This is a genomic window from Planosporangium thailandense (assembly GCF_011947195.1).
In the GTDB taxonomy this organism is placed as follows: Bacteria; Actinomycetota; Actinomycetes; order Mycobacteriales; family Micromonosporaceae; genus Planosporangium; species Planosporangium thailandense.
The window spans coordinates 521,964-542,315 of the sequence record NZ_JAATVY010000001.1; the positions used below are offsets into that span (position 1 = coordinate 521,964).

The window sequence follows — 20,352 nt, forward strand, 5'->3', positions numbered from 1 at the left end:
GACTACGGCTCGACGGTAGCGTCCACTGTGGAGGCGGTACGGCGCGCCCGCTCGGCCTCATCCGGCAGCCCGGCCGCCTCGGCGCACTCCGCCAGGAACGACCACAGCCGGACCCGGGCCCACGGGAACTCGCGCTCCTCCAGCAGAGCCAGGGCGCGGCGGCACTCGTCCACGGCGGCCGTCGCGTCGCCCTGTGCCAGGGCGATCCGCGCCCGACCCCACGCCGCCCACGCCTGGCAGCGCGGGTTGCGCGCCCGGCGGGCGACCTCGTCCGCCTCGGCCAGCAGGCCTGTCGCCCCGTCGCCATCACCCAGATCGAGCCGGGTGTGGGCGAGGTGGATGAGCGCGAAGGCGAGGCCGTGCGGTGAGTCCAGCCCGCGCGCCGCTTCGACCGAATCAACGAGTACCGCCAGCGCCTCGTCGCGCTGCCCGGCCTCCCGAAGCGCGACGCCGAGATGGGCCAGGATCGCGTTACCGATCATGTAGTCGTCGGTCGTCCGGATGAAATCGAGACAGGTCCGCCACTGCCGGGCCGAGGTCTCGAAATCGGCCAGCCGCAGGCTCAGCAGAGCTTCGAGGTAGAGCGCCATGCCGTGCCACCCCCCGCCGTCGGCATCGCCGAGCTCCTGACGGCTCTGGGCGATCATGGCGCGGTACGCGTCGGCGTCTCCGCTGTACTGACCCTCCCAGGCGACCACCAGCCGCGAGATGGCGGCGTTGTGCCGGTCGCCGAGCTCCTCGAAGCTCGCGAGGCTCTCCCGTGCCGCGGCCCGGGACTCCGGCGTCGGGTAGTAGACGCTGAGCAGTCCGACGCCCTGCAGCGCGCGGGCGCGGGCGGCGGTCGAACCGCCGCCGGTCGCGAGGAGAGCGGTCAGCGCCCGCGTCCCCTCGTAGCGAATTCCGTAGTTCCAGAACCACACCAGCGCGCAGGCCAGCCGCAGGCCGGGCTCGGCGTCGTCGTGGGCCCGGACGAGGGCGTGCTCGACCGCGGCGCGCAGGTTGTCGTACTCCTCGGTCAGGCGCGCCCAGGCCAGTGTTCCGGACCAGGTGAGCGAGCCGTGCTCGTCGGCAAGCCGGGTGAAGTGTTCGAGGTGGCGGTCCCGGCACTCCGCGACCTCCCCGGCCTCGTCCAGCCGGGCCCAGGCGTACTCGCGTACCGTCACGAGCAGCCGGAACCGCCCGGTGGCCGGGTCCGGCACCACGAGCGACCGGTCGACCAACCGGAACAGCAGGTCCAGCACCTCGCCCGGTTCGATGCCGGCGAACGCGCACACCTCCTCGGCGGCGGCCAGCGTCCAGCCGCCCCGGAACACCGCGAGCCGGCGCAGCAGCCGGCGCTCGGCGTCGGTCAGTAGCTGGTAGCTCCAGTCGAGCGTGGCGCGCAGCGTCCGGTGACGCGCCTCGCTCGTACGGGGGCCGGCGGTCAGCAGCGAGAACCGGTCACGCAGCCGCGCGGAGATGTCGGCCGGGGACAGCGCCTTCACCCGCGCCGCGGCCAGCTCGATCGCGAGTGGCATGCCGTCGAGCTGCCGGCAGATGGACGCGACGACCGGCGCCGTCTCGGCGTCCACCGTGAACGACGGGCGTACCGCGCGGGCCCGTTCGCAGAACAGCCGTACCGCGGGCGCGGCGGCGATCGTGGCGACGTCCTCGGTACCGTCGGGGGTGGGGAGCGGGCCGACCGCCACCTGGATCTCCCCGGGTACCGCCAGCGCCTCCCGGCTCGTCGCCAGGACCCGCACCTCGGGGCAGGACTCCGCGAGCCGTTCGATCAGCGCCGCGACGTCGTCGATGACGTGTTCGCAGTTGTCGACGACGAGCAGCGGGCGGCGGCGCGCCAGATGGTCGAAAACGGCGTCGGCGGCCTCGGCCCCCGGCCCGCTCGCGGCGATCCCGAGCTGAGCGGCAACGGCTTCCGCCACGTCCGCGCCCTGTTCCAGGGCGGCCAGGCGGATCAGGTGCACCTCGTCGGCGAGGGTGTCGTCCACGCCACGCGCGATCTCCAGTGCCAGGGTGGTCTTGCCGACCCCACCCGGACCCGTCAACGTGACGACCCGCGCCGTACGCAGCCGCTGCAGGGCCGTCGTCACGTCCTCGTGGCGGCCGATGACCGACGCCAGTCGTTGGGGCAGCCGGCCGCCGCGGCCGGCCGCCGGCTCGTTCGTCGCCACCGCCCCGGTCGGTGCGCCGGCTACCGGTGCGCTGTCCACGGGTATCGTGCCGGCCGCCGGTGCCGGCGGAACCTGCTGGCGCAGGATCGCCTCGGACAGCGCCTGCAGCTCCGGCGACGGATCGATGCCGAGCTCGTCGGCGAGGTGGCGGCGCAGTGCCTGGTAGGCGGCCAGCGCCTCCGCCTGGCGTCCGCTGCGGTACAGCGCCAGCATCAGCAGCCGGTGCAGGCGTTCGCGCAGCGGGTTGTCCGTCGCCAGCCGTTCCAGGTCGGCGACGCTCTCGGCGTGCCGGCCCGCTTCCAGGCACAGTTCGAGCCGGTCCTCGACGGCGCCCAGCCGCAGCTCCTCCAGGCGGGTACGCTCCGCCGACGCCCACTCGGCCGTCCCCACGTCGGCCAGCGCCGGGCCGCGCCACAGCTCAAGCGCCTCGTCGAAGCGGTCCAGCGCCGCGGCCACCTCGCCGGCGCCCGCGGCGGTGCGGGCCCGGGCCACCAGGTGCTCGAAGCGGTGCGCGTCCACGGCTTCGGTGGACACGGCGAGCAGGTAGCCCGGGGCCCGGGTGACGAGGACGTCGCCGCCGATGCCGGCGGCCACGAGGGCGCGGCGCAGCTTGGACACCCGGATCTGGAGCGCGTTGGTCGAGTCTGCCGGCAGCTCCTCGCCCCACAGCGCGTCGGTCAGGCTGTCGACGGACACCACCCGACCGGCGGCGAGGGCCAACCGGGCCAGCAGTGCCCGTACCGATGGCGGCAGCTCAGCCGGAGGCGCTCCGCAGGCGCGCACCTCGACGGGGCCGAGAACGCCGAAGGTGACGTCGGCCTCGTCCTTGCGTTGCATGCTGCTCCTCGTCGGTGCCGGCTACCACCTCGCCGCTGCGCTGACGACCGAGGAGTCGCTCTTTCCGGCGCCATGGTACGGGCAAAACCCCTCACCGGGCCCCGGTGACCGGCGCGCGTGCCGTCAGCCGATCGGCCAGGGTTTGCGCGTCCCGCCCTCCCGGTCGTCGGCTTCAGGCGGCCTCGTAGCCGGCTTCGGCGATGGCGGCCCGGACGGCGACGAGGTCGGCGACGCCGGCGACCCTCACCGTCTTCGCGGTGATGTCGACGTCCACGGCGCTGACACCGGGGACCGCGCCGACCTCGGTGCGGATGGCGTTGGCGCAGTGTCCGCAGCTGATGCCGGGCACGGACAGCACGATCTGGTTCACGACAAGGCTCCTCATCTGGCGATGGCGGCCGCTCCATCCGCGGTCCGCCGGGACAGCACACAGCCTGTGCGGCCCCGCTGTCGGCCGCCTGTCCGGGCGGTGTCGGGGCGGGCCCGCCGACGACCGGCGCCGCGGACAGCGGACAGGCAGCCGGCCGACAGCGGCGGCTGGGACCTTCGCTGCGACGGCCCGCACCGGCGGGCTGCGACGGCCCGCACCGGTGGGCCGCGGCGACTCCGGGAGGGGCGGCAGCGATGACGACAGTGACGACGGTCTCCGGCGCGCTGGATATCGGCGGGATGACGTGCGCGTCCTGCGTAGGTCGGGTGGAGAAGGCGCTGACGCGGGTGGATGGGGTGGTGTCGGCCGAGGTGAACCTCGCGACCGAGGTCGCGACCGTCACCTACGACCCCGCGCGGGTCACCGTCGAGGCGCTGACGGCGGCGGTGACCAGGGCCGGGTACACGGCGACGCCCCACCTCGACCGGGCCGCCGGCGAGCAGCCGGCAACCCCGTCCGCGACGCCGGCCGACAACGGGGGTGATCGCGCCGGCGAGGTCGCCGACCTGAGGCGGAAGTGGCAGGTCACGCTGCCGATCGGGCTGGCCATGATGGTGCTGATGTACCTGCCGCTGCCGGTGGACACGATGGACTGGCTGATGCCGGCGCTGCTGGTCGTCGCCACGGTCGTGCAGTTCTGGGCGGGCCGGGTCTTCTACCGGGCGGCCTGGGCGGCGGGCCGCCACGGCGCGGTCAACATGAACACGCTCGTCGCCCTCGGCACCACCGTCGCGTACGGGTACAGCGCCTTCGTCACCCTGTGGCCGGCGATGGCGGAGCAGCTGGGGCTCCCCCTGCACGTGTACTTCGAGATCTCGGTCGTGGTCGTCGCCCTCGTCGCGATGGGACGGTGGATGGAGGCCCGCGCCAAGGGCCGTACGGCCACCGCGATCACGGCGTTGCTGGGCCTCGCGCCGAAGACCGCCCGTGTCCTGCGCGGCGAGGCCGAGGTCGAGGTCCGGATCGAGGACGTCGCCGTCGGCGATCTCGTCCGGGTGCGCCCCGGCGAGAAGGTTCCCGTCGACGGCGTCGTGACGGAGGGCGCCACCGCCGTCGACGAAAGCATGATCACCGGAGAGAGCGTGCCGGTGCGCAAGAGCGCCGGTGACACGCTGATCGGCTCAACGCTCAACCGCACCGGCTCGGTCGTCATGCGTGCCACCGCGGTGGGGCGCGACACCACCCTGGCCCAGATCGTCCGGCTCGTGGAGGACGCGCAGGGCTCCAAGGCGCCCATGCAGCGGCTCGCCGACACCGTCTCGGCGTGGTTCGTCCCGGCCGTGATCGCGATCGCCGCCCTCACGTTCGGGGTGTGGGCCGTCCTCGGCCCGGATCAGGGGAGGATCGCACTCGGCCTCGGCACGGCGATCGCCGTCCTCATCATCGCCTGCCCCTGCGCGCTCGGCCTCGCCACGCCCACGGCGATCATGGTGGGTACCGGGAAGGCGGCCGAGCTCGGCATCCTCATCTCCGGCGGCCAGGCGCTCGAGCAGGCCCGCCGGATCACCACCGTCGTGCTGGACAAGACCGGCACCATCACGCGTGGCCACCCCGCCGTCACCCACGTCGAGACCACCGGCCGGGTGACGGTCGACGAGTTCCTCGCGTACGCGGCCGCCGTCGAGGTCGCCTCCGAGCACCCGCTCGGCGAGGCGATCGTCGCCCGGGCCCGCGACTGCCGCCTCGACCTGCCGGCGCTCGAGTCCTTCGATGCCGTGCCCGGCCACGGCATCGAGGCAGGCGTCGCCGGCCGTACGGTCGTTGCCGGAAACGCCGCGCTGATGCGCCGCCACGGCATCGCCACCGCCGGGATGGCGGGGTACGCCGGCACGGTGGCGACCGAGGGCGCGACCCCCGTGTACGTGGCGATCGACGGTCACCTCGCCGGCGTGATCGGTGTGGCCGACACCGTCAAGCCCGGGTCGCGCGACGCCGTCGCGCAGCTGAAGGCGCTGGGGCTCGAGGTGTGGATGCTGACCGGCGACAACCAGGTGACCGCCGAGGCCGTCGCCCGCGAGGTCGGCATCGACCGGACCATCGCCGATGTGCGTCCCGAGGACAAGGCCGCCCGCATCGCCGAGCTTCAGGCGGATGGTGCGGTGGTCGCCATGGTCGGCGACGGGATCAACGACGCGCCGGCGCTGGCAACGGCCGACCTGGGCATCGCCATCGGCACCGGCACCGACGTCGCCATCGCCGCCTCGGACATCACTCTCGTCGGCGGTGACCTGCGCGGCATCGTCTCCGCGATCGCGCTGTCCCGGCGCACGGTGCGGACCATCAAGCAGGGCCTGGCCTGGGCGTTCGCGTACAACGTCCTGCTGATTCCGGTCGCCGCCGGTGTGCTGTACCCGCTGAACGGCGTCCTGCTCGACCCCTCGCTCGCCGCGGCGGCCATGGCGATGAGCTCGGTCAGCGTCGTCACGAACGCCCTGCGGCTGCGCGGTTTCCGGCGGGTCGACACCGCCGAGGCGCTGCGCCCGCGGCTGCGTACCCGGCTCGGCGACTCCGCGTACCTCGCCGGTATCGCCGTCCTCGCGGTGGCCGTCGGCGTCGGGCTGACCGCGCTGAGCCGAACCGACGCCGCCCGGCGCGGCATGAACGGCGTCCTCGCCTGGGTGCAGGGCACCGGGATGCCGATGCGCCCGGCGATGAGCGTCATGATGACCGCCGAGAGTGAGCCCCGGTCCGTCGCCGACGCCGGCGTCAAGGTGGCCGTCGACCTCCCCGCCGACGTCGTCCCGGCGGTGCCGACCACCGTCCGGATCCGGGTGACCGACGCCGCTACCGGCCGTGCGATCGACGACATCGGGCGCAGCCACGAGGCCTGGATGCACTTCATCGTCACCCGTGACGACCTGGCGACGTTCGCCCACGTCCATCCGCAGCCCACCGGCCGGCCCGGTGAGTTCGCCGTCACGCTGACCTTCCCCACCGAGGGCCGGTACCTCATCCACGCCGAGTTCAAGCGGCGCGGCGAGATGGTCGACCTGATAGCGAGCGACGCCGTCGCGGTCGGGGACCCGGGCCAGGTCATCCACGAGCAGCCGCGGTTGTCCCCGCGGGAGCAGGTCGTCGACGGGATCCGGGTCACGCTGGCCGGCGAGGCCGAGGTCGGTACCCGCAGCCGGTTCACGTACCGGTTCGCCGACGCCGCGACCGGCGCGCCGATCCGCGATCTCAAGCCGTACCTGGCCGCCGCCGGCCACATCGTGGTGATGCCGGTCGACGCCAGCGGGTTCGCCCACGAGCACGCGGAGGCCGAGGACGACCGGGGCCGGACGGTGTTCGCCCTTCCCGGCCAGAGCTTCGGGCCGGAGCTCAACCTGCACGCCGACTTTCCGCGGCCGGGCCTGTACCGCCTGTGGGGGCAGTTCCGCGACGCCGACGGGCGGGTCTTCACCACGACCTTCACCGTCGAGGCGCGCGCTTCCGACCGCTGAAAGTCATGTCAACAGAGGGAAAAGCGACATGCACACTTTCACCCACGTCGTCGCCGGCATGACCGATTACCGACCGCGTGGCAGCACGGGTGCCTGGAAACCACCCGGTACCCTGACCAGGCGAGCATGACCACCATGCGATTGGAGAGTGTCGGCAGCCATGACCGCAGACTACGGCTCGGTCGAGCCCGTCGACGCCAGCGAACTCGCCACCCAGCACGACGAGATCGAGCACTGGCTGCATGGCATCCGCAACGAACTGACCGACAACCCGTCCGACTGGTTGGCGACAGCCGACACGAGTGGTGACGCTCAGGCGACGAGCGGCGAAAGCGACGCCGAGGTGCCGTCCGACCCTCCCCAGGAGGAGCGGGTCGGACGGCACCGCGCGGAGGACTGATCACGAGGGCCGCCCTCATGGTCATAGGCTGGGGCGCATGGCGAGGTACTACGACGTGCACCCGGACAATCCGCAGGCCCGTTCGATCCGGCAGATTGTCGAGGTGGTCCGCGACGGTGGGCTGATCGCCTACCCGACCGATTCGTGCTTCGCCTTCGGCTGGCAGTTGGGCAACCGGGCCGCGCTGGAGCGGGTCCGTGACATCCGTCGTCTCGACGACCATCACCACTTCACACTGGTATGCCGGGACTTCGCCCAGCTCGGCCAGTTCGTCCAGATCAGCAACGCGGTCTTCAGACTGGTGAAGGCCACCATCCCGGGCAGCTACACGTTCATTCTCCCCGCGACGCGGGAGGTGCCGCGCCGCCTGTTGCACCCGAAGAAGCGCACGGTCGGGGTACGCGTACCGCAGCACACGGTGGTCCAGGCGCTGCTGGCCGAACTCGGCGAGCCGTTGCTGTCGAGCACCCTGCTGCTGCCGGGTGAGGACGAGCCGATGACCCAGGGATGGGAGATCAAGGATCGCCTCGACGATCTGCTGGACGCCGTGGTCGAGGGTGACTGCGGAACGGAGCCGACGACCGTGGTCGACCTGTCGCAGCCGGAGCCCGTGATCCTGCGCCGGGGCGCCGGGGATCCGTCCCGGTTCGAATAGCCGCTTGATGTGAACAGCCGCGTCGGCGTCGTCTTCCGTTGACGACGTGCGATGGCCATCTACACTGCCGGCACCGGTCTGATCACAGCGTGGAGGCGGTAGCGTGCGGATGCCGGGGCGCCCACTGGCCATTTCATTCCTTCGTCCTCGCATGCTCACGTGGTTGGCGCGCAGGTACCTACCCTGGGGCCCGAGGACCGGCGTTGACGTCTCCGACCTGTCGTTTCTGCCGGACAGCGTGCTGTGGCCGTTGCGGCGCGACGGGCTGGATCCCGTGGCGGAGGTGGGCCGCCGGCGCGCGCAGGAGCCGATCAGCAGGCTGCCGGTGCCGTTCGGGGTACGGGCCTGGCTGGTCACCGGGTACGAGGAGGCCAGGGCGGTCCTCGGCAAGGTCGACGGGTTCAGCAACGACTTCGGCAACCTCGTCGGCAGCGCCGGTGTCGGTGCCCAGCACAACCCGGGCGGCCTCGGGTTCGCCGACCCGCCCGTACACACGAGGCTGCGCCGGCTGCTGACTCCGGAGTTCACCATGCGCCGGCTCAGCCGGCTCGCACCGCGCATCGACGCGATCGTCGCCGAGCGGCTGGACGCGATGGCGCGGATCGACGGCCCGGTCGACCTGTGGCGCGAGTTCGCGCTGCCCATTCCGTCGTTGACGATCTGTGAGCTGCTCGGCGTGCCGTACAGCGAGCGCGACGATTTCCAGCGACTGAGCACCGCCCGGTTCGACCTGGGCGGCGGGGCCGGCACCCCACTGGGCGCGATGTCGCAGTCGGTGTCGTACCTGCTCGACCTGGTCGCGCAGCAGCGCAGGTCACCGGGCGACGGGCTGCTGGGGGCCCTGATCCGCGAACACGGCGACGCCATCGACGACCGGGAGCTGGCCGGCCTCGCCGACGGGGTGCTCACCGGCGGCCTGGAGACGACCGCGAGCATGCTGGCCCTCGGCGCCCTGGTGATTCTGCGGGATCCGACCGCGGCCGAACTGCTCGCCGGAGGCGACGGCGAGATGGTCAACCGTTTCGTCGAGGAGCTGCTGCGGCACCTGAGCGTCGTGCAGGTCGCGTTCCCCCGGTTCGCCACCCGTGACATGGAGATCGCCGGGGTGACCATCGCCGCCGGTGACGTCGTGCTGTGCTCGCTGAGCGGGGCCAACCGCGACCCGGTTCTCGGTGGCGACCTGGAGAAGGTCGACCCGACCCGGCCGCCCCGCCCGCACCTTGCGTTCGGGCACGGGTTTCACCGCTGCGTCGGCGCCGAGCTCGCCCGCATGGAGCTCCGTACGGCGTACCCCGCCCTGGTGCGTCGTTTTCCCGGAATGCGGCTGGCGGTCGCACCCGGACAGGTGTCGTATCGGAAGGCGTCGATCGTCTACGGGGTGGATTCGCTGCCCGTTCTCCTGTCCTGACCCGGTCGTCCGGGCGTGGCGAGGACCGCACCGGCCACCCCGGCCTCAGCCGGACGGGCGCCGTCGCCGAGACTAGGACCCGCCGGCGCCCGATCGTCGTCCGAACGGCCGCCGCAACCGGTACCACCTGCACAGGAAGGGCGACGCGAGTGAGTCGCAACGGAGTTCTCGTGGTCGGCAGCATCAGCGCCGATGTCACCGCATTCGCCGACCGCCTGCCCCAGCCGGGCGAGACGGTCCTCGGCAACGACGTCACTCTCGTACTCGGTGGCAAGGGCGCCAACCAGGCCGTCGCGGCGGCGCGGTTCGGCGCGCCGACCTGGATGGTGGGGTGCGTCGGCGACGACGCGTTCGCCGACCTCACCGCCGGGGACCTGCGCAGGTACGGCGTCAACACGGACCTGTTGCGGTCGGTGCCTGGACCGACCGGCGTCGCGCACATCCGGGTCGACGCGAACGGACAGAACGACATCGTCAACACCCCGCTGGCCAACGGGCATCTGGACGCCGACCAGGTCGACGGCGCGCTGGCGGCGTTGGCGTCGCAGGCGTCGGTGCTGCTTCTGCAGCTCGAGGTGCGCGCCGGCATCACGGCGCACGCGGCCGAGGCCGGGCGGCGCGCCGGGCTCGCCGTGGTCCTCGATCCGGCGCCGGCCGTGGCCGTCCCCGAGACCGTCTGGCAGCACGTCGACATCGTCACCCCCAACGAGTCCGAGGCAGGCCTCATCACCGGGATCGAGGTGACCGGCGTCGACACGGCGAGGAAGGCCGCGCAGTGGTTCCTCGACCGCGGCGTGCGGCAGGTCGTCATCACGCTCGGTGGCGCCGGCGCCGTCTCGGTCACCGCCGCGGAGAGCCACGAGTACGCGCCGTTCGCGGTCACGGCGGTCGACACGACCGCGGCCGGCGACGCGTTCACCGGCACGCTCGGGGCGGCGCTCGCGCTCGGACTGGGCTCGGCCGACGCCATCCGGCACGCCATGGCCGCCGGGGCGCTCGCGGTCACCAAGCGGGGTGCCAGCCCCTCGTTGCCGGACCGCGACGCCGTACTCGCTCTCGCCGGCCGCCCGGCCACGGCCTGAACATCCCGCACCGCCGTAACGGAGGGCTCCACCATGCGCCGCAGCGGAACGCTCAACGGCCAGCTCGCCCGCATCATGACCGAGGTCGGGCACACCGACCGGATCGTCGTCGCCGACGCCGGGCTGCCGATCCCGGGTGAGGTCGAGAGGGTCGATCTCGCCGTCCGCGAGAACCTGCCCCGCTTCCTCGACGTGCTCGACACGGTGCTCGAGGAGCTGGCCGTCGAGGGCGCCGTGCTCGCCGAGGAGATCAAGCAGGCCAGCCCCGAGATGTTCGAGCAGATCCGGCGCCGGCTGGCCGCTCGCGGAGTGACCCCGGAGTTCGTGCCGCACACCGAGTTCAAGACCGCCACCGGGGATGCCCGTGCGGCGGTGCGCACCGGCGAGTTCACCCCGTACGCGAACGTGATCCTCGTCGCCGGCGTCGTGTTCTGACTGTCGACTGTCCGTTTCGGACCGGCCGGTGATTCTTAGCCGGCTTTCGTGTCGTCCTTAGCCGGTTCTCAGCTTGTCCCACTACCGTCGTGCCGGCGCCGTGGAGGGCGCGCCGGCCGGCGCGCCCTCCGGTTGTCGATCGCGCCACGAATCCGAGAGGACCCTTCTCATGATCGAGGCTGTCGGCCTCACGAAACGCTACGGCGACCGGTTAGCGGTCGATCACCTTACTTTCACGGTCAAGCCCGGGCAGGTCACGGGGTTCCTCGGTCCCAACGGGGCGGGGAAGTCCACCACCATGCGCATGATTCTCGGACTGGACGCTCCGAGCAGCGGTACGGTCACGGTCAACGGCCGGCCGTTCGTCGAGCTCGACAACCCGCTGCGCGAGGTCGGTGCGCTGCTGGACGCCAAGGCGATCCACGGCGGCCGCAGCGCGTACCACCACCTGCTGGCGCTGGCGCAGAGCAACAACCTGCCCCGGCGCCGCGTCGACCAGGTGCTGGAGCTGGTCGGCCTCACCGAGGTGGCGCGTAAGCGGGCCAAGGGGTTCTCGCTGGGCATGGGGCAGCGGCTGGGCATCGCCGCCGCGCTGCTCGGCGATCCCAAGATTCTGATCTTCGACGAGCCGGTCAACGGTCTCGACCCCGAAGGCATCCTGTGGATCCGCAACCTGATGAAGGCCCTCGCGGCCGAGGGGCGGACCGTGTTCGTGTCCAGCCACCTGATGTCGGAGATGGAGAACACCGCCGATCACCTGCTGGTCATCGGCCGTGGCCGGATGATCGCCGACTGCACCGTGCAGGAGTTCATCGACGCCAACTCCGAGCTGGCGGTGCGGGTACGCACCCCCGAGCCGACCAGGCTCGCCGAGCTGGTCACCGGCGCCGGTGGCAGGGCCGTACCCGACGGTGAGGGCACGCTACTGGTGACCGAACTGGCGACCGACCGCATCGGCGACCTGGCGTTCGACAACGGCGTACGGCTGCACGAGCTCTCGCCCCTCCAGGCGTCACTGGAGCAGGCGTTCATGGAACTGACCAGGGACAGCGTCGAGTACCACGCCGCCGTGCCCGCCGCCGGCCAGGAGGACCGCGCATGACAACGCTGACCGTGCCCGCCACGCTTCCACCCGTCCAGGGGAAGGCCGGGATCGGCGGCGCGCTGCGCGCCGAGTGGACCAAGATCCGCACCGTACGCTCGACGCTGTGGTCCCTGGTGGCCATGGCCGGCATCTCGATCGGCCTGATGTCGCTGATCGCCTGGGCGACCATGCACCGGTGGGCCCGGTTCGAGCCGCGCGAGAAGGCCAACCTGACGCAGCACCCGCTGGAGATCGTGCTGGCCCGGCCGGTGTTCGTCTGCCAGCTCGTGGTGGCCGTGCTCGGCGTCATGGTGATCTCCGCGGAGTACACCACCGGAATGATCCGCTCGACGCTGCAGGCCCAGCCCCGGCGGCTCACGATTCTCGCCGCGAAGATCGCCGTGTTCGCGGTGCTGATGCTCGTCGTCGGCGAGCTGCTCAGCTTCGCGGCGTTCTTCGTCGGCAAGCAGATCATCGCCGGACACATCCCGGTCAGCCTCGGCGACGCCGGCGTCACCCGGTCGGTGATCGGCGCCGGCCTGTACCTCGCCGTGCTCGGCCTGTTCTCCCTGGCGTTCGGTGCGATCCTGCGACACACCGCCGGGGCGATCACCACGGTGCTCGGCCTGATCCTGATCGTGTCCAACCTGACCGGACTGCTGCCGGACAGCTGGGGCCACCACATCAACGCGTGGATGCCCACCAACGCCGGTCTGCTCATCCTGCAGCCGCATCAGGCCCCGGACGATCTTCTTTCCCCGTGGCAGGGCCTGGCCGTCTTCTCCGGCTGGACCGTGCTGCTGCTCGCCGTGGCCGCTGTGCTGTTCAAAAAGCGCGACGCCTGAGCGTCCGCGCAGCGACGACGCCGGGCCGCGCCCCAACAGGGTGCGGCCCGGTCAGCTTTTCTCCCCGCGCAGGCTGTGCTGGCCCGCCAGCTCGAGTTCGCGGTCCCCGGGGTCCGGCGCCGGTCGACCGGGTCTGAGCGCCGCCCAGGCGGCCAGCCCGACCGGCAGTACCGCCCAGCACGACAGCAGCCGGTACACCAGGACGGCAGCGGCCGCCGGCCCTCGTGGCGCACCCGTCGACACCAGCACGATGAGCAGGCTCGCCTCGACCACCCCCACGCCGCCCGGCGTGGCCGGGACCTGCCGGACCAACTGCACCGTGAGATACCCGACCGCGAGCGCGGCGGGGCTGAGCGGCAGCGTGAACGCGTGCGCCGACGCGAGCAGGCAGGCCAGATCCGACAGCCAGCTGGCGGCGGCGAACGCGAGCGCCGCCAGCCAGTCCCGGCGCGGGAGCGCCGTGACCGCGGCGAGTGTCCCGCGTACCGGACCGAGGCCGGCGACCGCCGTGGCGAGGCGCCGAACAGCGGCCGGGTACGGCCAGCGACGGCGGCGCGCCACCACCGCGACGATGCCGATGACCACGGCCGCTGCCAGCACGGCCGCCGTGGCGGCGGGCCACGAACCGCTGACCGGGTAACGGGCCGGGCCGACGGCGGCGAGCGGCACCGCGCCGACCGCGTACAACAGGACCAGGCCGGTCAGGGACAGCACGCCGCACACGGTCGTGGCCGCCATCGCGACCTGTGCGCTCGCGCCACGGGTACGGAACTGCCGGAAGGCGTAACCGGCGGACAGGGCACCACCGGCCGGCGCGATGACCGCGATGGCGGAGCGGGCATAGGCCAGCGCCAGGGACCGTCGCAGCGACACCGGTACGCCGAACGCCGTCAGCAGCCGCCGCTGTTGACGGGCGAACATGCCGATCGAGACGGCCTCGGCCAGCGTGGCGAGCGCGAGCCAGCCGCCGCGCGCCGACCGCAGCGCGCCGACCAGCTCAGCCGGGGGCGGCAGGCCACGCCACAGGGCGTACCCGGCCGCGACGACGATGGCGGCGACGGCGAGGGCGCGGATCCACCGCCGGTGGGCGCGCGTGGCGGCCGGCCGGGGTGACCGGCCGGCCGGTGGAGCGACACTCATACCGGTCAGGCGGTGGGGCTGGCCGCCGGAGACGGAGCGGACGGCTGCGCCGGGGGCATGGTCGCCGAGGGAATGGGAGCGGGCGCGGTACCCCGGTGCCGGGGAACGCGCTGCCAGCCGGGGCCGTTCTGCCCGTCTCGGAGGTTCTGCCCGTCCCGGAATCGGCCGCCGTACCCGCCGCGCTGTCCGGGGCCCCACTGGCTGTGGCGGTTCGCTCCGCGCCCGTCGCCGAAGCCGTGCGAGACCAGGACCCCGGCGACGAACCCGCCGCAGCCGATGACGCACGCCGCCACCAAGGCCAACACGGTCACCCAGAGTCCGAGGCGACCGGGGAGCCGCCGGTACCACGCAGGCCGCCGCGCCGGGGGCGGGGGCGGCGGTGGTGGAGCGGCGGCCAGCGGAACGGTCGCCGGCTCGGTGGCACCTTCCGGCGCTGGCCGGTCCGGCGGGTCAGGGTGGCCAGGGTGGCCAGGGGGGTTCGTCACGGTGGGCTCCAGGATCGACACGCTTCCGCCGATCATCGTGAGTGACGCCGGTAAGAGCGACCTAGGTCGAGGCTATGAATCCGCTGAGAGTCGGATCGGCTGATCCGACGGGAGCGGCGGCCCGGGCACCGGGTGCACGGCGCGGTCCGCCGGCAGCCGTACCGAGAACAGCGCGCCGCCCGCCGCCGCCCGGCCCGCGGTGACCGTGCCGTCGTGCTGGGCGACGGTCTGCGCCACGATCGCCAGGCCGAGGCCGGAGCCGGGCATCGATCGGGCGGCGGTCGCCCGGTAGAAGCGTTCGAAGATCCGCGGCAGGTCGTCGTCGTCGATCCCCGGCCCGGCGTCGGCGACGGTGAGGAGAACGCTGCCGGCCTCGGTCGACACCGCCACCTCGACGGTTGCCTGTGGGGGGCTCCACTTCGCCGCGTTGTCGAGGAGGTTGAGCACCATGCGTTCGAGCGCTTGCGGCCGGCCGGAGACCACCGCGCGCCGCAGCGCGGTCTCGAAGGTCACCGCCGGGGCGCGCAGCCGGGCCCGCTGCACGGCGGCTTCCACGACGTGAGCCAGGTCGACCTCCTCGGCCGGCTCCGGACTGGCGTCCTGGCGGGCCAGTTCGACCAGCTCGTTGGTGAGCTGAGTCAGCTCGACGACCTGCACCTCCAGGTCCTGCAGGAGCCGTGCCCGGTCCTCGGCGGGAAGCAGCCGGCCGGCGCCGGCGTCCTCGGCCCGGATGAGCAGTTCGATGTTGGTGCGCAAGCTGGTCAGCGGCGTGCGCAGCTCATGGCCGGCATCCTCGACGAGTGCGCGTTGCGCCGCCCGGGACGACTCCAGTGCGGCCAGCATCGCGTTGACCGACCGGGCCAGCCGGGCGATCTCGTCCTTGCCGCTGACCGGGATCGCGGCCTGCAGGTTCTGGGTGGCGGCCACGTGCTCGACCGCGTCGGTCAGGCGTTCGACCGGGGCCAGCCCGGCCCGCGCGACCGTACGTCCGAGCAGTGCGGCCCCGGCGACGCCGGCCACGCAGCCGATGGCCAGCAGCAGCCCCAGCGCGCCGAGCGTACGGTCGGTGGGGTCGCGGGCGACGGCCACCTGTACGGCGCCTCCGCCCTGAGCCGGCAGGGTGACCATGCGGTAGGTCAGCGGCCCGACGGTCACCTCTTCGCGCGCGGCGCCCCGGCGACCGGCGGCTACGGCCCGGGCCGCCGGGGTCACCGGCAGGACCGGCAGGACCGCCTTCGCCGGTGCCCCGGCACGGTCGATGATCTGCCAGCGCGGCCCGATCACCCGGCGGGCGCGGAAGTCGTCACTGTCCTGGCCTTCGGAGCCGCGCTGGGTCGGGATCGTGGGCGTGGCCGCCGGCGGCCACTGGCCCGGGGCCGCGGCGATCACGTTGGCGTCCGCGGTGATCTCCGCGTCGAGCTGCCGGTCGAGTTCGGCCCGTACGGCCAGCCAGGCGAGCGCGCCAACGGCCAGGACGGCGATGGCCACGGCCATGGCGGCGATCCCGGACAGCCGCGCGCGCAGCGACAGCCGCGCCCACCGGTTGGCCACCGGGTTCATAGCGGCTGTTCCCGGAGTACGTACCCGACTCCGCGCACGGTGTGCAGCAGCCGCGGTTCGCCGTCGGCTTCCAGCTTGCGGCGCAGGTAGCCCAGGTAGACGTGCAGGCTGTTGGAGGTCTCGCCGAAGTCGTACCCCCAGACGTGCTCGAACAGCACCGGGCGGCTCAGCACCTGGCGGGGGTGGCGGAGGAAGACCTCCAGGATCGCGAACTCGGTGCGGGTCAGCCGCACCTCGCGCGCTCCCCGGCGTACCTCGCGGGTCGCCGGGTCGAGGGTCAGGTCGGCGAAGCGCAGGACGGTGGGGGAGCCGTCGGCCGCGGCCGGCTCGTTGGGGCTGGCCAGCAGCGACCTCCGCAGCAGGGCGCGCAGCCGGGCCAGCAACTCCTGGAGGGCGAACGGCTTGGTGAGGTAGTCGTCGGCGCCGGCGTCGAGGCCCGCCACCCGGTCCCCGACGGTGTCGCGGGCGGTGAGCATGAGCACCGGCAACCGCAGCCCCTCGGATCGCAGCCGCCGGCACGCCTCCAGGCCGTCCAGGCGCGGCATCATCACGTCCATGATCACGGCGTCGGGCTCCTGGCTGCGGATCAGGTCGATCGCGGCGATCCCGTCCGCCGCGACGGCCACCTCGTACCCCTCGAACCGCAGCGTCCGCGACAGCGAGTCGCGCACGGCGGCCTCGTCGTCAACCACCAGTACCCGCACCCGGCCCTCCTGTTCTCCGGCTCGGCCGATGGTCGCCCACCCCTACACGCAGTGGGGTCGATGGCAACGATGAGCAGCGTACGGGCTGCTGCCGGCTCCCCGGCCGCCAGCACCTTGGTTACGGCCCGGTCGCTAAGAACTGCCTAAAAATCGCGTAGGAGATCGGTAAGAACCCGGCCGGACGGTGGTCCTGGGGCCGCTCAGCGCGCTTCACGCCATATGATCTGGCCCGTCTTCCTACATCTTGTAGGAAGTGTGTACCTGCTGTTCACGCCCACGCCAGGTGGTTGTCACAGGCGCGCGCGACAGTGATCGCCCGCGTGCCGCCGGTCCGCTCGCCCGATCGAAAGGAACTCCATGGCTGTCGCCACCGCGCCACCCCACGCCCCCGAGGGCGGCTCCGACCTCGACGGCGCGTCGGCGGCGACGTCGGACGAGGGCGCGGCGCCGCGGACAACCGGGCGGGTGGTCATCGTGTCGGCCAGCATCGGTGCCGGGCACGACGGCGCGGCGGCCGAACTCGCCCGGCAACTGCGCGCGGCCGGCCTGGTCGTCGACCGGCACGACTTCGTCGACATCCTGCCCGGCGCCTGGGGCCGGCTCCTGCGCGGCGGCTACCACGCGCAGCTCACGGTCGCGCCGCGCACGTGGGGATGGCTGATGGGGGCGGCCGGTGGCCGGTCGGCCTCCGCCGGCGTCTCCACGGTCCTCGACCGGATCGCCCGCGCCCGCATGATGGAGGCGATCGGGCCGGATCCGACGGTCGTGCTCTCGACGTACCCGCTCGCCAGCCAGCTCATCGGCCGGCTGCGACAGGAGCGGCGGCTCGCCGCGCCCGCCGTCACGTTCCTGACCGACATGTCGGTGCACCCGCTGTGGGTCGCGCCCGGTGTCGACGCCCACCTGGCGCTCCATCGCGTGCCCGCCCGCCAGGCCCGATCGCTCGGCGCCCGGCGGGTCGTGGTCGGTGGCGCCGCGGTGGGGCCGGCGTTCCGGCCGCGCCGGGACGCGGCGGAGCGCGTCACCGCCCGGATGGCCTTCGGCCTGCCGCAGGACGCACCGCTGGCGCTGGTCGTCGCCGGTTCCTGGGGCGTCGGCTCGGTCGACCGTTCCGCCCGCGACATCGCCGACACCGGGCGGGCCGTGCCGGTCGTGGTGTGCGGGCGCAACGAGCGGCTGCGGGCCCGGCTGAGCCGGGATCCGCGCATCATCGCGCTCGGCTGGGTCGACGACATGCCCACGTTGATGCGGGCCTGTGACCTGGTCGTGCAGAACGCCGGCGGCCTGACCTCACTGGAGTCGCTGACCTCCGGGGTGCCGGTGGTGACCTACCGCTGCCTGCCCGGACACGGCGAGACGAACGCCGCGGCGCTGGAGGAGGCGGGCTGGGCCGACTGGGTACGTCACCGCGACGACCTCCCGGCCGCGCTCAGCCGCGCCGTCACCGGGCCGACGACGCCGGACTTCACCCGGCTGCGCGCGTCGCGCACGATCCTGGCCTTCGCCGCCGCGGCGCCGCTGGCGAGCGCGTGGGGCGAGAGCCCCACGCGCTCCGCGGCCTGACCGCGCTGACCGGTTCGCCGGCTGCGGTCACCGGTTCGGGCTTCCGCGCAGCGCGACCTCAGCCGCTGACCGGGTCGGCCGATCGCGGCGCCGCGGTTCGTGGTGCTGCCGATGGCGGTGCCGCCGTTCGTGCCCCGAGGCACCGGGCGTCCAGGTTCGCGACGATGTAGTCCCACACGGCCTTCGCCTCGTCGAAGACGAACGAGGGCTCTCCCTTCAGGTACGCGTTGAGCAGGAGCCGGGGCAGCAGCCAGCCGCTCCACCAGGTGTTCTGCCGCGGCGAGAACATGATGCGGTCGAGCCCGTCGACATGGCACAGCCCGAAGTAGTGGCCGAGTTCGTGGATCGGCACGTACTTCCAGACCTCGTCCGGGGTGTTGTCGACGAACGTGAGCCCGGAAGCGTTGTGGCCGCCCAGGCCGCACCTGCTCGGCCGGAGGGTGCAGGTCAGGCCGCGCAGCGTGTCGGTGTAGCGGAAGATGCCGACCGCGACCGGGTGGCACAGCTCCGCGGTTGCCGCGGCGTCATCGACCGCCGTGCTCGTGCGGTGGATGACGTCGACGAGGAACCCGGTCAGCGCGGCCTCGGCGTCCGGCCGGTCGTAGCCGTGCTGGACGATGTGCCGAGCCTCGGTCACCGGGACGGTCGCCCGGTCGAAGCTCATCAGCAGCGCCAGTTCCCGGCCCTTCGCTTGAGCCGTGGAGATCCTCGTGTCGAGGGCGCCGTCGCGCATGCACAGGACATAGAACGCCGGGCCCCGCGAGCCGCGGGAGCTGAGGTACGTGTTCAGCTCGTCGGAGGAGATCGGGTTGTCGAACTCGCCGCCGCCACCGCCGCCGACCACGACACCCTTCTTCAGCGTCTTGTAGCGCTTGCGGTTCCAGAAGCCCTCGGTGAAGGCGAAGCCGCACAGTTCCCGCAGATCGATCTCGCCTCGCTCGTGAAGCACCACGAGGTTGGGCACGCCGGGCTCGTCCCGGGATGGCGTCTCCGAGTCCAGCACCGTGCGGTACGCCGTAGGGGAGAGCCGCAGTCCGAACGCTCCGTGGTCGAGCCGGATGGCGTCGGCGATCTGGTCCAGCGTGTCACCGCTGTACTTGGCCTCGAGCAGACCGCGGACGTACCGCCGTAGCCGGGCCCTGTTGATCTCGGAGACGATGTAGTCGATCGTGTCGCCGAGTGCGACGATGCGCCCGACCCGGATGGCGCCCAGGACGACGCCGATGACGATCCGCAGCAGCCCGTCCAGCACGCGGCGCCAGTCGAGGGTGAAGATGCCGGCGATGATGTCCCACAGTCCGCCCAGCACGTCCCGGACGAGGTCGATGAGGACGCTGACCAGCGTGCACACCGTGCGGAGCACCCACTTGCCGACAATCACCACCACCCAGCGCACGACCTTCACCAGGATCGTGACCAACCAGCAGACCCAGCCGCGCGGGTCGTACCAGGGGTAGTCCTTGCACTTCTTCTCCTGGCGCTTCTCCCACTCCTCGACCGGTTTGGAGACCTTCTCCTCGACCCATTCCTGGATCTGTGTGCACTCAAGTGCCATGGGAGCCCCTCCTCCCTCTACGGTCCCGTGGCTTCGCCGAGGCCTCCCCATGGTTTGACCGGCGCCGCCGGTACCGCTGATTCCGCCGGCGCCGCCGGTACCGCTGACTCCGCCGGCCGCGTCTCGGCGAGGCGCCGCAGCCGGGTCCGCAGCCGCCAGCGACTCCACGCCAGACCGGCCAGCTTGCCGGCGACCGCGGCGGCGATACCGGCGCCGACGGCCGTACCGAGCGACGGCCAGGACCATGCCCGGCTCAGGACCCGGGGCAGGACAACCGCGGTCACGGTCGCCACGAACGCCACCGACCCGACGCCACAGCCGCAGTCGTTGAACAGCCGGCGGATCGCCCTGGCCGAACTGGCTCGCTCAGCGGTGTCGAGCCAGGGGAGGGCGACGACAACGTCGCTGACGGACGGGCGGTCCAGCCAGGACGCGAGCGCCGCCGCCTGGAGTACGTCTTCCTGACTTTCGAGCATCAGACGCATCGTTCGTCACCGCCCCGGTACCGGGCCCTGGTCGCAACAGTGTCGGAGCGTCGTCGCGGCCGGACAACCG

General features: G+C 72.7%; 17 protein-coding genes. 9 read left to right on the plus strand and 8 right to left on the minus strand.

The window, feature by feature from the left end:
• Nucleotides 1-2: 2 nt before the first annotated feature.
• Complete coding sequence (locus tag HC031_RS02480) at nucleotides 3-3,008, minus strand: AfsR/SARP family transcriptional regulator (protein WP_167923445.1); 3,006 nt, start codon at nucleotides 3,006-3,008, stop codon at nucleotides 3-5.
• 172 nt (nucleotides 3,009-3,180) lie between these two features.
• A complete protein-coding gene (locus HC031_RS02485; protein WP_338090444.1) occupies nucleotides 3,181-3,378 on the minus strand; it encodes a heavy-metal-associated domain-containing protein in 198 nt (65 codons plus the stop codon).
• A 254-nt stretch (nucleotides 3,379-3,632) separates the two neighbouring features.
• Between HC031_RS02485 and HC031_RS02490 the strand changes: the two genes are divergently transcribed.
• The 8 genes from HC031_RS02490 (at nucleotide 3,633) to HC031_RS02525 (ending at nucleotide 12,790) form a co-directional block, all read left to right on the plus strand.
• Nucleotides 3,633-6,881, plus strand: a complete 3,249-nt coding sequence (locus HC031_RS02490; RefSeq protein WP_167923447.1) for a heavy metal translocating P-type ATPase — start codon at nucleotides 3,633-3,635, stop codon at nucleotides 6,879-6,881.
• A 160-nt stretch (nucleotides 6,882-7,041) separates the two neighbouring features.
• Complete coding sequence (locus tag HC031_RS02495; protein ID WP_167923448.1) at nucleotides 7,042-7,281, plus strand: hypothetical protein; 240 nt, start codon at nucleotides 7,042-7,044, stop codon at nucleotides 7,279-7,281.
• A 37-nt stretch (nucleotides 7,282-7,318) separates the two neighbouring features.
• Nucleotides 7,319-7,936 carry an L-threonylcarbamoyladenylate synthase gene (locus tag HC031_RS02500; protein ID WP_167923449.1) on the plus strand — a complete coding sequence of 206 codons (618 nt, stop codon included), beginning with the start codon at nucleotides 7,319-7,321 and terminating at the stop codon, nucleotides 7,934-7,936.
• A gap of 163 nt (nucleotides 7,937-8,099) precedes the next feature.
• Complete coding sequence (locus tag HC031_RS02505) at nucleotides 8,100-9,344, plus strand: cytochrome P450 (protein WP_240941989.1); 1,245 nt, start codon at nucleotides 8,100-8,102, stop codon at nucleotides 9,342-9,344.
• A 170-nt stretch (nucleotides 9,345-9,514) separates the two neighbouring features.
• A complete protein-coding gene (locus HC031_RS02510; protein ID WP_205862111.1) occupies nucleotides 9,515-10,426 on the plus strand; it encodes a PfkB family carbohydrate kinase in 912 nt (303 codons plus the stop codon).
• A 33-nt stretch (nucleotides 10,427-10,459) separates the two neighbouring features.
• On the plus strand, nucleotides 10,460-10,861 hold the full coding sequence (rbsD, locus tag HC031_RS02515) for a D-ribose pyranase (RefSeq protein ID WP_167923452.1): 402 nt from the start codon (nucleotides 10,460-10,462) through the stop codon (nucleotides 10,859-10,861).
• Between the two features lie 169 nt (nucleotides 10,862-11,030).
• Nucleotides 11,031-11,963: an ABC transporter ATP-binding protein gene (locus tag HC031_RS02520; protein ID WP_167923453.1), complete on the plus strand. Its 933-nt coding sequence runs from the start codon at nucleotides 11,031-11,033 to the stop codon at nucleotides 11,961-11,963.
• Complete coding sequence (locus tag HC031_RS02525; RefSeq protein WP_167923454.1) at nucleotides 11,960-12,790, plus strand: ABC transporter permease subunit; 831 nt, start codon at nucleotides 11,960-11,962, stop codon at nucleotides 12,788-12,790. The genes HC031_RS02520 and HC031_RS02525 overlap by 4 nt, the downstream gene beginning before the upstream one ends.
• A 51-nt stretch (nucleotides 12,791-12,841) precedes the next feature.
• Here the strand turns inward: HC031_RS02525 and HC031_RS02530 are convergent, their stop codons facing one another.
• The 4 genes from HC031_RS02530 to HC031_RS02545 form a co-directional block, all read right to left on the minus strand.
• A complete protein-coding gene (locus HC031_RS02530) occupies nucleotides 12,842-13,930 on the minus strand; it encodes a lysylphosphatidylglycerol synthase transmembrane domain-containing protein (RefSeq protein ID WP_167923455.1) in 1,089 nt (362 codons plus the stop codon).
• Between the two features lie 5 nt (nucleotides 13,931-13,935).
• Nucleotides 13,936-14,241, minus strand: a complete 306-nt coding sequence (locus tag HC031_RS02535; RefSeq protein ID WP_167923456.1) for a hypothetical protein — start codon at nucleotides 14,239-14,241, stop codon at nucleotides 13,936-13,938.
• 246 nt (nucleotides 14,242-14,487) lie between these two features.
• Nucleotides 14,488-15,975 (minus strand): sensor histidine kinase, encoded by a 1,488-nt coding sequence (locus tag HC031_RS02540; protein ID WP_167923457.1) that lies wholly within the window; start codon nucleotides 15,973-15,975, stop codon nucleotides 14,488-14,490.
• On the minus strand, nucleotides 15,972-16,679 hold the full coding sequence (locus HC031_RS02545) for a response regulator (RefSeq protein WP_167923458.1): 708 nt from the start codon (nucleotides 16,677-16,679) through the stop codon (nucleotides 15,972-15,974). The genes HC031_RS02540 and HC031_RS02545 overlap by 4 nt, the downstream gene beginning before the upstream one ends.
• 357 nt (nucleotides 16,680-17,036) lie before the next feature.
• Here HC031_RS02545 and HC031_RS02550 point away from each other — a divergent pair, with 357 nt between their 5' ends.
• On the plus strand, nucleotides 17,037-18,242 hold the full coding sequence (locus HC031_RS02550; RefSeq protein ID WP_167923459.1) for an MGDG synthase family glycosyltransferase: 1,206 nt from the start codon (nucleotides 17,037-17,039) through the stop codon (nucleotides 18,240-18,242).
• A 58-nt stretch (nucleotides 18,243-18,300) separates the two neighbouring features.
• On the opposite strand, the gene HC031_RS02555 is transcribed toward HC031_RS02550, so the two are convergent.
• Both HC031_RS02555 and HC031_RS02560 read right to left on the minus strand, forming a co-directional pair.
• The gene (locus HC031_RS02555; protein WP_167923460.1) at nucleotides 18,301-19,797 is read right to left on the minus strand and encodes a hypothetical protein; all 1,497 of its coding nucleotides are present in this window, start codon (nucleotides 19,795-19,797) and stop codon (nucleotides 18,301-18,303) included.
• 17 nt (nucleotides 19,798-19,814) lie between these two features.
• The gene (locus HC031_RS02560) at nucleotides 19,815-20,273 is read right to left on the minus strand and encodes a hypothetical protein (protein ID WP_167923461.1); all 459 of its coding nucleotides are present in this window, start codon (nucleotides 20,271-20,273) and stop codon (nucleotides 19,815-19,817) included.
• Nucleotides 20,274-20,352: the final 79 nt, after the last annotated feature.